Here is a 13,773-nt window from a genome sequence, read left to right as displayed (position 1 = left end):
GTCAAAACCCATTTTTTGCTATCGGCGCTAATTTCCGCGAAACCAGTAAAATTTCGCCATTGATTATTAGCGCCGATTCGGATTTTCGAGCAAGGAGTTTAAGGTTGGTAAAAGGTTAACGTGTCTTCGCTGCATTGAGCGTTCCTGCCAATTTCACAATTGTTATCTGATATTTAGGCAGATTCTAGACCCTAGTGCTAGCTTTAACAAAATGCAGATCTGCAGGGTCGGACAGTTGTTTTGCACAGATGTAGCGACGCTTTGCTACCTAACCGCCCCATCGGCTCTCTAGAATCAGTGCCTTTAGCGGCATCGTCAACTTAACGGAATGTGGAACTTGATGTGCGAATGACGGGTCATGACAGACCGTGATCCACTCTATCGTCGGCATCGCTTTCCCGCAGAAGTCATTGCCCACGCTGTGTGGCTCTATTTCCGTTTCCCTCTAAGCCTGCGAATGGTTGAGGACTTGCTGGCTGCCCGCGGGATCATCGTATCCCACCAAACCGTCCGGCTGTGGGCGGAGAAGTTCGGCCGCATCTTTGCCAACGAGATCCGTCGTCGGTCATCCGGTCGGCTTGGGGAAAAGTGGCATCTCGATGAAGCCGTTGTTTCAATGCGCGGCAAGAAGCATTGGCTGTGGCGTGCTGTGGATCAGGACGGTTTCGTGTTGGACGTTCTCGTGCAAAGCCGCCGAAATACCAAGGCCGCCAAGCGCCTGATGCGCAAGGCTCTTGAAGGGCCAGGGACGATCGCCGCGGGTGATGATTACAGACAAGCTGCGATCTTACGGCGCAGCCAAGCGGGAGCTCATGCCCGGTGTCGAGCATCGCTCCCACAAAGGGTTGAACAATCGGGCGGAGAATTCTCACCAGCCAGTCCGGCGACGAGAGCGGATCATGAAGCGCTTCAAGTCACAGCGACATCTACAACGATTTGTCTCTATCCACGATCCGATCGCCAACCTGTTTCACATCCCGCGCCACGACATAACCTCCGGCCATCATCGCGAACTGCGCGCGGAGGCGATGAGCCTGTGGGCGAAGATTGCCCGAGCATGAGAAATATCTGCGGACAGCGTCTTTCGCTGGCCCTGCGTCCATTAAGTTTACGATGCCAACAGTCTCATTCCTTCATCGCAGAACAGTTGCGACTGACCTTGCCCCACTGAACTAATCCATTTTGAAGTAAGCTCTGTCCCATTGAGAGGACCAGAGAATGAAGCGCAACCGTTTCACAGACGAGCAGATTATCGGGATATTGAAGGAGCATGAGGCAGGCACGCCGGTCTCGGAGCTTTGCCGCAAGCACGGCGTCAGCGATGCCAGCATCTATAAATGGAAGGCCAAATTCGGCGGAATGGAAGTTTCCGAAGCCAAGCGGCTGAAGACGCTGGAGGACGAAAACACGAAGCTGAAAAGGCTCCTGGCAGATGCGATGCTCGACAATTCGGCTTTGAAAGACCTTTTGGGAAAGAAGTGGTGACGCCCGCAGCAAAGCGGAAAGCTGTCGCTCATCTGATGGATCACCACCAGATGAGCGAACGGCGGGCGTGTAAAGCCATCGGCTTTTGCCGGATGACGATCCGTTACGAGACCAGGCGCTGCGATGACTATGACCTTCGCGAGCGGATGAAGGCGCTGGCGCATGAACGCCGCCGCTTTGGATATCGACGACTTCATGTGCTGCTCAGGCGTGAGGGTCACCTTGTGAACCATAAGCGGCTCTTCCGGCTCTATCGGGAAGAGAAGCTGACGGTGCGCAAGCGCGGCGGTCGGAAACGGGCGATAGGCACACGAGCACCGATGCTGATCCCGCTTGCCGCCAATGACCGCTGGTCCCTCGACTTCGTGTCGGATCAGTTCACCGATGGGCGCAGGTTCCGGGTGCTGACCGTCGTCGATGATTGCACCAGAGAATGCCTTGGCCTCGTCGCCGATACGTCTCTTTCTGGCCTGCGGGTTGCCCGTGAACTGGAGCGGATCATCGAGGGACGAGGCAAGCCGAAGATGATCGTCAGTGACAATGGCAGCGAATTCACCAGCAACGCGATCCTGCAATGGACGGATCGGACGAAGGTCGATTGGCATTACATCGCACCCGGCAAACCGATCCAGAACGCCTTCATCGAAAGCTTCAATGGGCGGCTGCGCGACGAGTTCTTGAATGAAACGCTCTTCTCGTCACTGAACCATGCTCGAGCAGGGCTTTCAAACTGGCGAGGCGACTACAACGATCATCGACCACACTCTGGTCTAGGCTGGCTGACACCGGCCGAGTTCGCTCAGACCATCAACCCGCGACGTGATGCGGTGCTGCGCAGCCGAAATGGCTCCGCACCGCAACCCGCCGCTACCGCCCCGAATACAGCAACCCAAAACCACTGGAGCGAACTCAAAACTGGATAAAACTTGGGGGCAAGGTCACGACACGCCCATTTCTGTTAATCGGAAACACTCAATCTCTGTTTTTGGCTCTGTTACAAAAAATCAATTCATGCCGGACAGAGGGCTAGTGATTTTCAGTAGGACTCCTAATGAGCGATTTCGTTGGCACTGGTGCCCACCGCAATCAAAAAGCTGTCGCGTTGACAAAACCTATGTGAAGGTTCGCAACAACCGGGCATATCTTTACCGGGCCGTCGACAAGCTCCGAAACACGATCGATTTCTATCTGTCACCGACCGGCGCTGCCGAAACGGCCAAGCTATTTCTTGGCAATGACCTGGCGTTCGCACTGGCCTGGCCATGGCTAAAATTGATCACGCTTTCAAACCACACCTGAAGCCGGGCAGGATTAATGCCAACTCAAATTCTGATTAATCCAAATTGGAAATCGACAATCGACCCTTATAGCGATTTTAGAAACAACGGCCAACGAGGGTCGTTTATGATGGAGCGAGCGCGCATATGTTTCCAGATTCCATATTTGTAGAAATCGAAATCGAGCGTTGAAATCCGGTTCTGCACCATGGCCCAGGTGCTCCACTTTATGTCAGCCAAGGCCTTCAGCACGATGAAGCGGGCATGATAGCCGGTATCATAGTGGCCGAAGTAATCCTCGATGATTTCCCGATCGATGGATTCCGAAAAAAACATTTCCCCACTCCAGATCGCCAGATCATAAAGACGTTCATTGTTGGAGGCATATTCGAAATCGATGAGCTTGATCGACTTGTTCTCGCCAATCAGGAAATTGCCCGGCATGGGATCATTGAAACAGGGAACGAGATCGAGGCCGGATGCCTCCAGCGCCATGCGCGCTTGTCGATATTGATCACGAAGCCATGCATGATCACTGGGCCAGTAACCGCCCAGCTCTTCCACCTGCGCATAGTGCTCGTCGATCATGTCAAAGACGGTTTTGGTCAGAGGCAGTTCTGGCGCCGCATGAAAATCACAATAGAGGGAAACAGCTTTGTGGCGGATCTGGGGATCGGCAAAGTCGCGATGGGTGGATGGTCTGCGACCATCGATGAATTCCGCAATTTCAATGTCCAGATGGGCGAGATAATCGAATGTCCGTGGCCCAACGCCAATGGTTTCGGCCTGCTTGCTGGCCGCCGCCGCCGCCTTGCGGTCAATAAACATCTCCGTGCCACGACCGGGAATTTTCAGGAAATAGGAGAGGGGATCTCCTTCCACCTCGATGCGGAAATTGGTGTTGCTGATACCGCCGAGAACGGCCTTATAGCGCAGTTTACGGCCTTGCCATCCGGCGACTTGAGTGAGCGCAACCTCCAGGGCGTGCTCAACTTCGGTGGTCGCCATACCAATTTCGTTCATGATCCTACTCCTGCTTCAAATCGATCTGACCAGTTCCTCAAATCCGGGACGACCCAACAGCATTCTGCACCGCAAGAAACGCCATTCGGCATATTTCAGAAACTCGACGCTTCGCCGGGGAGAGCGCATTTCCAGAAGCATGCTGCGCAAGGCCCAATAGAAATCATCGGCTGCCGCATACATGCGGCAGCGCGCAAAAGCCTTGGTGGAAAAAGCCCCATCATGCATTTCCAAAAGCGGCTGCATCTGGCTCTCGAACTGGTAAAGCTCGTTCATCTGCACCCCAAGCTGATAATAGGGGTCCATGTCGCCTGCCATATCGAAGTCCACCCATTGCAACTGGCCCGATGGACCAATCATCACATTGGACGAATGCGGATCGCCGTGGGCCGCACAAAAATCAACGCCAGCCGCAACAATGGCTGAATGGAGAGTCCTGGTCCAGGCATACATCCAGGATGCATCCCCCGGCAGCGGGGCTTGCAGAGTTTGCATTATGGCCCAAAGCCCATCGATCCCCTCGAAGATCGACCACGGCCTGCCAAATAATGGGCCTGCGGCGATCGCCTTTTGCATCTTGATCAATTGCGATACGGGAGCCTCGTGCATGAGATCATCGATTTTCGCCACCCGCCAGCCTTGCCCCAGGCGCTCCCAGAGCACCGCCCGCTCAAGGGGTGCGCGGGCGATTGGCTTTGGCGAAAGCCCGAGATCATGCAGGCGCGTTGCGGCCGCAAATGAAATAGCATCATCCACCAGTTCTTTTGTTTCATCCCCGGCCATCTTCAGAAACAATGTCGGCTCAGTGCCATCAGGCGCGATGTCGAATGTGGCGGATTCCACCGCATGATAGGACGGCGAAGCCACGGCGGGCAGCGCGACACGGTAGGTCAGGGTGTGCAAGGGGAGGGTGGTGAAACGCGATAAGGCGCGCTCAGCGCGGGCTTCATCCTCATTGTCTGGTGTGCCGAGTGGTTTCATTGCGCCGCCTCATAGTGCTGCGCAGCCTCCAGCCCGTCGCAGGCAAGGCGATAGAGCATGTCGGCCAGAACCTGCGTGCCAAATGCCTGGTCTTCTGGTGTCGTATATTCCGTGGGGTGATGAATGACGCCGTTCTGGCTGCGCACGGCAAGCACCACGGCTGGACAAACAGCCGACAGCGCCACGGCGTCATGGCCGCCGACCGTATCGAGGTGGCGCACCGGCTCGCCATAGCTTTTGGCCGTCTGTTCTGCCAGGGCAATCAGACCGGGCGCAAAATTGCCTGCCTTGCGACGGTCAATGGAGCGTATTTCATAGTCGATTTTAGCTTTTGCAGCAGCAGTTTCAGCCGCAACCTTCAGCTTCTGTTCTGCCTCTTCCAAAATCTCCGGCGAGGCAGATCGCAACTCGATGAACAGCACGGCTTCCGCCGGAACGATATTGGGCGAATTGGGAAAAACCTCCAGACGGCCAACAGAGGTGTGAAGGTCAAGTCCGTAAGCGTCCACCATGGCCCGCAGATCGGCCATCAGATAGGCGGCGCCCAACAGTGCATCCTTGCGCTCCGCCATGGGTGTCGGACCGGTGTGAGCCTGGCAGCCGAGAAAAGCGAGGCGGTATTTTGTGGCCCCCCAGAAACGGGTGAAGGCCCCGAATTTCTCCTCAGCGTCGAACAGAGTGCTTGCACCTTCAATGTGCAGCTCGATCAAGGCGTCGGGCACGGGTACCTTGTCCTTGCCCGCATAGCCAATCTCCTGAAGCGACTGGCGAACCGTGACGCCGTTGCCATCGGCCCTGTCAAGCGCCCAATCCAGTTCGGCCGCACCGGTAAAAACGCTACTTCCCAACAGGCTCGGTTGAAACCGCGCCCCTTCCTCATTTGTCCAGTTCACGACCTGGAAATTGCAGGCCGCAAGACGATTTTCCGCCGCCAATCGTTCGCGCACCGCCAAAACGGCCTCGCAGGCCGCAACGACGCCCAGTGCTCCATCAAAACGCCCACCATTCGGCTGACTGTCAATGTGAGAACCAACCATGACGACAGGGGCATTTGCCCCGGCCAGCGGTGCTGAACCAAACTGATTGCCAATGGCGTCCACGGATTGGACAAACCCATTTTCAGCAAACCAGGACGCAAGCCAGTCGCGCGCCCTGCCATCTTCCTGCGACAATGTAAGCCGGTTCATGGAACCGTCCGGACCGCCGCCGAAGGACGACAATGTATCGACCATCGCCTGAAACCTCTTGGTATTAATAGGCGCTTTGGATGATTTTGAAGACGCTTCAGGCATTGATGATGTCCACGTTTGATTGCGAAAAATAATCGGAAAAGTCTTTCGGCAGCACACCGCTGGTCACCACGGCGTCAATCTCGCTCAGGCCAAAGGTATGGATAGAGCCGAGCCGCCCGAATTTTGAGCTGTCCGCCACGATGATGGAGCGGCTGGCCTGCCCACGGGCAATGCGCCGCAGGACGGCTTCATCCTCACCAAAGTCCATAAAGCCCCGCTCCAGATGGATGGCACTGATGGCGATGATCGCCAGATCGAAAAAATGCTCCTTGAGGGCCGCAACCGTCTCATGGCCGTAGGTAGCCTGATATTCCGGTCGCATGCGCCCGCCCAGAACCCGCACGCTGGCATCGGGGTAGGGGAAAAAATGGGCCGCAACCGCAATGGAGTTGCTGACAATTGTCACATCCTTGCGGGACTCCAGATGTTTCAGGCAGGCCAGTGTCGTGGTGCCGGTATCGATAAAAATCTTCATGCCGTTTTCGACCATGGAGGCTGCAGCCTCGCCGATGCGGGCTTTTTCCCGGGCGCTGACACGGATACGTTCACCGAACGGTTGGTCGCTATCATGTCCGTCGATTACGGCGCCACCATAGACCCGACGCGCATAGCCACGGATCTCCAGCTCCTTTAAATCGCGACGGATGGATTCGTGGCTGACCTGCAACTGTTCGGACAGTGCAACAACAGTCACTCTTTGATGCAGTTTCAGCATCTCCAGAATGTGTTTGATGCGGTTTTCCGTAAAACTCATGGGCTTGTTTTTTCCTGCTGTTCTCTGCCTGTTTCAATATGGAGTCTGTCTTTCGTCAGGGGCCAGCCTCTACAAGCGATCCTTTGTCCGGCGCTGTTCCAAAAATCGGATTGACGAGGTGGCAGGCGGCGAAATCCTGTTCTCCCCTGTCCGTTAGGCTTGGACTGATTGTCCGGCATTTTTCCATGGCCTGAGGACAGCGCGACTTAAAGCTGCACCCATCCGGAATGTGGATGGGGCTTGGCGGCTCGCCTTCCAACAGGCAGTCCTGGGGCTGGTAGCGCCGCTCTTCCAGCGTTGGCATGGCACTGAGCAGCGCTTTTGTGTAGGGATGGCCCGGATCGAAAAACAATCTCTCGTTTTCGGCCAGTTCAAACACCTCACCCAGATACATCACCGCCACCCGGTTGCAGACCTTGCGGACCATGGCCAGATCATGGGAGATGAAAATATAGGTCAGGTTGTATTCCTTCTGCAATGTCTGGAACAGATCAAGCAATTTGAACTGCTCTGCCTGATCAAGCGCCGACAGTGTTTCATCCATGATCAGAATTTCAGGTTCCAGCACCAAAGCGCGCGCCACATTGATGCGTTGACGCTGACCAGCGCTGAGCCCCAGTGGCAATTCCTCATAGAGCGCAGCCGGCAGGCCCACTTCTCCCATCACCTTCAGCACCCGCGTGCGGATTGTTGCCTTGTCACGCCATCCATGGGTGCGCAGCGGCTCTTCCAGCATGCGGCCAACGGTGGTGCGTGGCGGCAGAGAGCCGAAGGGGTCCTGCAACACCATTTGCAGCGTGCTGCGAAACGCCAAAAGGTCTTTGCCACTGAGCTGGGCAATGTCTTTGTCTTTGCACAAAACCTGACCGGAGCTTGGACGTTCGAGACGGCTCAACAGCCGCATCAGCGTGGATTTACCGCAGCCGGATTCGCCAACAATAGCGAAACTGTCGCCTCTGCGAATATCAAACGTCACATTGCGCACCGCCCGCACGTTGTTGACACCACCTAGGCCCGTCTTCTTGCGAACCTTATAGATCTGTGAGGCGTCACGTAGGCTGATCACCACCGGCCTGTCATCGTCGAGGCGTGCAACAGCGTTTTTTTCAAGCCAGATTTTCGGTGTCTGGGCCACCAGTTCCCGTGTGTAGGGATAGGTTGGTGTGGCAATCAGGTTTTCTGCCGACTGTTCCTCGACGATCCGGCCATCCTCCATGACGAGAATGCGCGAACAGGCTTCACGCGCTACCGGAAGAGAGGAGGAAACAAACAAAACGGCCGTATCGAAATCAGCCGTCAGCTCTTTCATCAAACGGATCACCTGCGCCGCCACCGTCACATCCAGCGGTTGGGTAACGTTATCGGCAATCAACAACGCCGGATTGGTAATCAGCGCATCGACAATCAGGGCTCGCTGCATCATCCCGCCGCTGAATTGGGAGGGATAATCATCAAAGCGGCTGCGTGCTGAGGGAATGCGCACGGCCTCCAGCAAGGAAATCACCCGCTTTTCCGCATCGCCATACGATGTGTCGGGAACAACGGCCCGCAGCTTTTCAACAATCTGAGCACCGACCGACAGGGTGGGATCAAGCGCCCCCATTGGGTTAGACCCGACATAGGCCACGCGGCGACGCAATTTGCGCATTTCTGCCGCACCAATAGCGAAAATATCTGTGCCCTCAAACAGCACCTGTCCCGACCGCACGGATAAAGGTGGCTCCAGCCAATTGACCACCGCCTTCGACAATACCGTTTTGCCCGCACCGCTGGCACCAACAACGCCAACGATCTCGCGGGGCTGTAATTTGAACGATATGCCGTCAAGAATCCGGCGCGACTGTTCGGTGTGGCCAGCAGTTACGACAAGATCTTTGAGTTCAAGAAGCGGGGTTGTCATTATTCTGCGCCTCCGTGAATGGTGTTTCTTGCCCGTTCCAGCGATGCGCCGACCAGATTGATGCTGGTGAGCGTCAGGCCGAGGAAAATTCCGGGCATGGTGGCAATCCACCAGGCGTTGAGCAGATATTTGCGTCCATCCGCGATGATATTGCCAAAGGTCGGCGTCGGTGGCTGAACACCAAGGCCAAGAAAGCCCAGAATGGATTCGAAAATCATCATCCGCGCCACATCCAGCACCGAGATGAACAGCACGGGCGGCAGCAGTAGCGGCACGAGCAGTGTTAGAATAATGCGCAGGTCTGTGGAGCCACCGAGCTTTGAGGCACGGACATATTCCCTCTGACGCTCCGTCATCACAATGCTGCGCATGATGCGGGCATAGACCGGCCAATTGGACAACCCAAGTACAAGAATGATGGCCGGAATGGTGGGACGCGATACGCCCAGAACCGAGATGGCTAGAATGATCATCGGGATCGATAGCTGCGCATCGGTCAGGCGCATGATGACCGCATCGGTGCGTCCGCCAAAATAGCCGGCAAGCGTGCCAAGTACGCAACCGATAATCAGCATCACCATGACAGAGGATACACCAATCAGGAAAGAATAGCGCAAGCCAACAAGCGAGCGGACCAGCATGTCACGGCCGATCTGATCGGTGCCAAGCGGGTGGGCAAAACTCCAGGTCTCACCAATGAACAGGGGCGGTAGCAGTCGGGCACGCACGTTCATTTTTGTCGGGTCGAGACCGCTCAGTTCAGGATAGAGTGCTGCTGCGAGAGCCAGCAGCAGAAAGATGGCGACACCAATGCGAAAACCCGGTGTGGAAGAAGCCTTGTCATAGATCCGTCGGGGGATCGATCGCGACAGGGCCGGTGCCATGATGGCCGAAGGGGCTGGGCTGGTGAAGGTCATCAGTATTCGAGCCTCGGATCAATGGTGGTGGCAACGAGATCAACGAGGATGTTGATCAGCACGAAGATGGCGCTGGTGACGATGGCAATGCCCTGGATCAGCGGAAAATCCCGTTGCAGCACGGCGTTGATGGTCAGCAGGCCAAGGCCGGGGTAATCGAAGATATATTCAACGATGATCACGCCACCGAGCAGACTGGAAAATTGCACGCCCAGCAGATTGAGCAACGGCACGGACGCATTGCGCAGCGCATGATTGGCAATGATACGGGTATTGCTCAGGCCACGAACCCGTCCGACAGACACGTAAGGCTCCATCATCTGGGCAGAGACGGAGCTGACCAGCGTGCGGATCAACACCGGCGCAAGCTCAACGGCCAGGACGATGGCGGGCAAGATGGTATAGGCAAAGCCCTGATAACCGATGGCCGGAAGCCAGCCGAGCTTGACCGAAAATAGCAAGGCCAGCACGATTCCGAGCCAGAAATTCGGCAGGGATATGAAGATCGAGGAGATATAGAAGGCAAGCTTGTCCGGCCATCGCCCCGGTGCCAATCCTCCCGCTACACCGACAATGCTGGAAAATACCAGAGCTATCACAAGCGTAACCGCCGCCAGTTGCAAGGTCATGGGCAGCGCATCAAAAATCAGGGTGAAAACCTTGGCGCGCTCGCCGCGCGTTGAATCGTTGAAGCTAGAGCCGCCTGTTGCCGCGCCATTGGCGGGCCGCACAAAGGATTCGCCAAGGTCACCTTGCACCACGCCAGACATATAGCGCCCGAACTGAACGAGAATCGGATCACGCAATCCCATATCCTTGGCGATTTTCTCGATCAGGGCTTCAGGAGCCATGCCGCCCGCCATCATGCGCACGGGATCACCCGGCACCACCCGCAGCAGGGTGAAGATCAGCAAAGACACCAGAAAAATAATAATCGCACCCTGAAACAGCCGTCTGACGAGGAAATTCAATGCGAACATCGACATGCACTCCGCTTCGGTCCTGATGGTCGCCGCACGCTGAAATCTCCGGCGTGCGGCCGGTCTTACGTCCGGTGCAGCATCATGCAGCGGGCTTTGAAGCGTCCATGGACCCGTCAGGATAGATGTAGAGGCCTTCCTTGAACTCCTTTTGCATGGCGTGGATCATGACAGAGGTGAACAGCGACAGGGCCGGCATTTTCGAAGCGATCAAGGGCATCGTCTCGGATTGCAGAACTTTTTTGCGTTCTTCCAGGTTTGCCGCATTGCGCTCCTTGTCGAGGCTTGCATCAATGTCCTTGTCGACAATGCCGCAAATGCGCTTGGAGCTTGAATGGAAGTGCGTTCGCAGAACAAGATCGGGCTCCGGCGATGCCGTTGACCAGCCGCAATCGACCATATGACCGGGGCCGCCACCTGGGCGATCGTACAATTGCTCGTTCCATGCCGCAGGCTCCAGCACGGTCAGGCTGACGGGGAAGCCCTGTTCGTTCAGCATACCGGTCAACACCTCGCCATATTCCTTGGTCTTGGGATAGAACCCAACCGAGGTAATATATTCCAAGGGCGGCAAGCCCTTACCGTTTGGAAAGCCAGCTTCAGCCAGTAGTGCCTGGCACTTTTCGGGATCGTATTTCGGATAATTCTCCAGATCGACATAGCCGAACTTGACCGGTGACACGAAGTTGGAAGACGCATGGCCTGCTGATCCGAGCACTTCGAGGATCATGTCACGGTCGATGGCATGGCAAGCTGCCAGCCGGACGCGCGGATCGTTGAAAGGTGGCTTGGAGCACCGGAACCAAAGATATTTGTTTTCAACCGAAACCACCTCGTTGATGGCGATTTGCGGATTGCCTTTCAAGGTTGCCACCTGTTCCGGCTCCAGACGCTCGACAATCGAAGCCTGACCATTCATCAGCGACAGCATACGCGTGGTGGAATCGCCAGTGAAAGTAAAGTTGATGCCGGGAATGCCTGGCTTGCCTTTGAAATAGCCATCGAAAGCAGCCATTACCGTGTCATTGCCGCGCTGCTCAACGAATTTGAACGGTCCCGTGCCATTCAAGCGCTGGGAGAGAACGCCACCCGGGCCACCCGCCACGTCCTTTGCCGACATAATGGGAAGGAAAGAGGCGAGGAAGATGAAGAGATGGGCCGGATAACCACCCTTGGAGGTGTCGATAATGACAGTGTAGTCGTCCGGTGTTTCGATGGTCAGGGTTTCGGTCGGTCCTGGATACCATTGGGCCGGACGATCGGCCCTCGAGCCATATTCCAAAGTTGCCTTGACATCTTCGGCCTTGAACGGCTTGCCATCATGAAAAGTGATGCCCTGTCGCAGCGTGATCTGTAACCGATGCGCATCCAGCAGCTTGATGTCGGTTGCCAGCTCGTAGACCACCTCGCCGGGATTATCGAGCTTCATCGGTGAGCGCGTCAGGAAGCCCATGACGAAACCCTCGATATTTTTCTGCGAGAGCGTCGTGTGGGCCGTCGGGTCCCAGTTGCCGGTGATGTTTTCGGCAGAGAGAAACGTCATGGTCTTGCCCGACTGGGCAAAGGCGGAGGAAATGAAGAAGTCGGGGTTCATCTGCATAAAGCCTGCGGCAGCGGCCGCCCCGACGGTTCCTTGCAGGAAGCGACGGCGATTGATCTCTGAACTCATAGGTTCCCCTTTTCTTATAGAAATTCACAGAACCGACAAAACGGTCAAATCAGTCAAAGCAATTCGCATGCCATCCTGCTGAAGCTTTGATTCAGCGCCTATACACGAGAAAACCAATGTGGTTTTTGTTGATTTTGTCCAAATTTCGGGCGTGCCGGGAAATCCGTGCTCAAATATAGGCCGCCCTCGAAGGCCAAGGCGTGACGTATCGCACGCGTTGAGAAGGGCCCGTCGTTGGTCAGTTGGCATTGCATCGGCAAGCGAAACACCGATCTTCGCCTGCATTAGCCTGATCATGGAACACGCAGGCCGTTCTATAGTTATTTGGGAATGAACCAGATCGTCACCGAAATCGATGCAAACGCCACCGAGGCCAAACTCACCTCCGGGCTAGTCTACGGTCCTGGTTTGGAGCCCGGGATCACCCGGAAGATGGGTGCCAGAGGCTTCCTCTATTACCGGCCAGACGGGCGGCGGATTACCCAGGCTGATGAGATTGCTCGCCTGACCTCTCTGGCAATACCGCCCGCCTACACAGACGTCGTCATCTCGACGAATCCGTTCTCACACCTGCAGGCAATCGGCACGGATGCCAAGGGTCGTCGGCAATACCGCTATCATAAAGACTGGCACGCCGAGCGAGGAAAGGCCAAGTTCGAACGGCTGGCCGATTTCGCGTCCCGACTTCCTGACCTGCGCGAACGGGTCGACATCGACCTTCGTTCCCGTGGCCTCAATGTCGACAAGGCACTGGCAACGGTCGTGTGGATGCTCGATAACCTCTATATCAGGATAGGAAACGCTGCCTATGCAGAGGCGAACAAGTCGTTCGGCCTTACCACGTTGCGCAGTCGTCACGTGAGCGTCGAAGGCGGCAGTCTCAAATTTCGGTTCAAAGGTAAATCCGGCAAGGAATGGAATCTTGCCCATAGTGACCGGCGGATCGCCAATGTCGTGCGAAAACTACAGGAACTTCCAGGACAACATCTCTTTCAATACGTTTGCGATCAAGGCGGATGCAGACCCATCTCCTCACATGATGTGAATGCCTATATCCGAGAGATGACAGGTGACGATTTCAGTTCACGCCAGTTTAGAACGTGGGGCGCAACCTGCATGGCAGTGGATGCACTGGCTTCTGCCGAGGCCGCCACGACGAAGCGCGAGTTGGCCCGTCAACTCAATGCAGCGATCGACGCAGTCGCTGCGAAACTGGTCAATACCCGATCGGTCTGTCGGTCTTCCTACATACATCCCGCCGTGTTCGAAGACTTCCAAGCTGGTACGCTTCGTGATGTCCTTAAGTTGAAAACCACGAGTGAACGCCTTCTTCAATGGATGGATGAAGGCGAGATCCAAGTGCTAAAATGGCTGAAGAAACAAGCACTACCCAAGGGCTAGCTTAACGCTGGCACGTCAGATCGGTTGTGCACCGTGACCGATCACTCCAAATCATCGAAGATGATCTCCCGACGGAAGATGGAGGATTTCATTA

The 13,773-nt window shown here is 55.8% G+C and carries 11 protein-coding genes and 2 pseudogenes; 5 read left to right on the top strand and 8 right to left on the bottom strand.

Features of this window, described 5'->3' with window-relative positions; all coding sequences use genetic code 11:
- Positions 1-358: 358 nt before the first annotated feature.
- From AVCG78_RS27365 to AVCG78_RS24255, 4 genes and pseudogenes are all read left to right on the top strand, one after another.
- A pseudogene (locus AVCG78_RS27365) lies at positions 359-769 on the top strand (IS6 family transposase); the annotation flags it as partial.
- Positions 765-1,061, top strand: a complete 297-nt coding sequence (locus tag AVCG78_RS27360; protein WP_409065503.1) for a DDE-type integrase/transposase/recombinase — start codon at positions 765-767, stop codon at positions 1,059-1,061. The pseudogene AVCG78_RS27365 and the gene AVCG78_RS27360, both read left to right, overlap by 5 nt.
- Positions 1,062-1,218: 157 nt before the next feature.
- A protein-coding gene (locus tag AVCG78_RS24260) for an IS3 family transposase (RefSeq protein WP_156636673.1) occupies positions 1,219-2,408 on the top strand; the annotation gives its coding sequence in 2 pieces (ribosomal slippage) (positions 1,219-1,468 and positions 1,468-2,408; 1,191 coding nt in all).
- A 139-nt stretch (positions 2,409-2,547) separates the two neighbouring features.
- Positions 2,548-2,745: pseudogene (locus tag AVCG78_RS24255) on the top strand (DDE-type integrase/transposase/recombinase); the annotation flags it as partial.
- A gap of 104 nt (positions 2,746-2,849) precedes the next feature.
- On the opposite strand, the gene AVCG78_RS24250 reads toward AVCG78_RS24255, so the two are convergent.
- The 8 genes from AVCG78_RS24250 to AVCG78_RS24215 form a co-directional block, all read right to left on the bottom strand.
- Positions 2,850-3,785 carry a choline/ethanolamine kinase family protein gene (locus AVCG78_RS24250; protein ID WP_071203350.1) on the bottom strand — a complete coding sequence of 312 codons (936 nt, stop codon included), beginning with the start codon at positions 3,783-3,785 and terminating at the stop codon, positions 2,850-2,852.
- Between the two features lie 15 nt (positions 3,786-3,800).
- Entirely contained in the window at positions 3,801-4,766 is a 966-nt protein-coding gene (locus AVCG78_RS24245; protein ID WP_071203351.1) for a phosphotransferase family protein, read from the bottom strand.
- Positions 4,763-6,058, bottom strand: coding sequence for a Zn-dependent hydrolase (locus AVCG78_RS24240; protein ID WP_071584784.1), 1,296 nt, complete (start codon positions 6,056-6,058; stop codon positions 4,763-4,765). Before AVCG78_RS24240 ends, AVCG78_RS24245 begins: the two co-directional genes overlap by 4 nt.
- Positions 6,051-6,812: a DeoR/GlpR family DNA-binding transcription regulator gene (locus tag AVCG78_RS24235; RefSeq protein WP_015918392.1), complete on the bottom strand. Its 762-nt coding sequence runs from the start codon at positions 6,810-6,812 to the stop codon at positions 6,051-6,053. Before AVCG78_RS24235 ends, AVCG78_RS24240 begins: the two co-directional genes overlap by 8 nt.
- A 55-nt stretch (positions 6,813-6,867) precedes the next feature.
- On the bottom strand, positions 6,868-8,712 hold the full coding sequence (locus tag AVCG78_RS24230) for an ABC transporter ATP-binding protein (protein WP_071203353.1): 1,845 nt from the start codon (positions 8,710-8,712) through the stop codon (positions 6,868-6,870).
- Positions 8,712-9,629, bottom strand: coding sequence for an ABC transporter permease (locus AVCG78_RS24225; RefSeq protein ID WP_071203354.1), 918 nt, complete (start codon positions 9,627-9,629; stop codon positions 8,712-8,714). The genes AVCG78_RS24230 and AVCG78_RS24225 overlap by 1 nt, the downstream gene beginning before the upstream one ends.
- Positions 9,629-10,609, bottom strand: coding sequence for an ABC transporter permease (locus tag AVCG78_RS24220; RefSeq protein WP_071203546.1), 981 nt, complete (start codon positions 10,607-10,609; stop codon positions 9,629-9,631). The genes AVCG78_RS24225 and AVCG78_RS24220 overlap by 1 nt, the downstream gene beginning before the upstream one ends.
- Before the next feature lie 82 nt (positions 10,610-10,691).
- Positions 10,692-12,278 (bottom strand): ABC transporter substrate-binding protein, encoded by a 1,587-nt coding sequence (locus tag AVCG78_RS24215; protein WP_071203355.1) that lies wholly within the window; start codon positions 12,276-12,278, stop codon positions 10,692-10,694.
- Between the two features lie 330 nt (positions 12,279-12,608).
- Between AVCG78_RS24215 and AVCG78_RS24210 the strand changes: the two genes are divergently transcribed.
- Positions 12,609-13,679: a DNA topoisomerase IB gene (locus AVCG78_RS24210; protein WP_071584785.1), complete on the top strand. Its 1,071-nt coding sequence runs from the start codon at positions 12,609-12,611 to the stop codon at positions 13,677-13,679.
- Positions 13,680-13,773: the final 94 nt, after the last annotated feature.

Source organism: Gillisella vitis (assembly GCF_021559775.1).
Taxonomy (GTDB): Bacteria; Pseudomonadota; Alphaproteobacteria; order Rhizobiales; family Rhizobiaceae; genus Allorhizobium; species Allorhizobium ampelinum.
Note: the sequence above shows the minus strand (reverse complement) of the source record. Positions and strands in the feature narration are given on the sequence as shown.

What these genes read in the sequence shown, in the direction of transcription:
- AVCG78_RS24225 (WP_071203354.1), bottom strand. Translation starts at nt 9,629, where the DNA reads ATGACCTTCACCAGCCCAGCCCCTTCGGCCATCATGGCACCGGCCCTG.
- AVCG78_RS24220 (WP_071203546.1), bottom strand. Translation starts at nt 10,609, where the DNA reads ATGTTCGCATTGAATTTCCTCGTCAGACGGCTGTTTCAGGGTGCGATT.
- AVCG78_RS24215 (WP_071203355.1), bottom strand. Translation starts at nt 12,278, where the DNA reads ATGAGTTCAGAGATCAATCGCCGTCGCTTCCTGCAAGGAACCGTCGGG.
- AVCG78_RS24240 (WP_071584784.1), bottom strand. Translation starts at nt 6,058, where the DNA reads ATGCCTGAAGCGTCTTCAAAATCATCCAAAGCGCCTATTAATACCAAG.
- AVCG78_RS24210 (WP_071584785.1), top strand. Translation starts at nt 12,609, where the DNA reads ATGAACCAGATCGTCACCGAAATCGATGCAAACGCCACCGAGGCCAAA.
- AVCG78_RS24250 (WP_071203350.1), bottom strand. Translation starts at nt 3,785, where the DNA reads ATGAACGAAATTGGTATGGCGACCACCGAAGTTGAGCACGCCCTGGAG.
- AVCG78_RS24235 (WP_015918392.1), bottom strand. Translation starts at nt 6,812, where the DNA reads ATGAGTTTTACGGAAAACCGCATCAAACACATTCTGGAGATGCTGAAA.
- AVCG78_RS24230 (WP_071203353.1), bottom strand. Translation starts at nt 8,712, where the DNA reads ATGACAACCCCGCTTCTTGAACTCAAAGATCTTGTCGTAACTGCTGGC.
- AVCG78_RS24245 (WP_071203351.1), bottom strand. Translation starts at nt 4,766, where the DNA reads ATGAAACCACTCGGCACACCAGACAATGAGGATGAAGCCCGCGCTGAG.
- AVCG78_RS27360 (WP_409065503.1), top strand. Translation starts at nt 765, where the DNA reads ATGATTACAGACAAGCTGCGATCTTACGGCGCAGCCAAGCGGGAGCTC.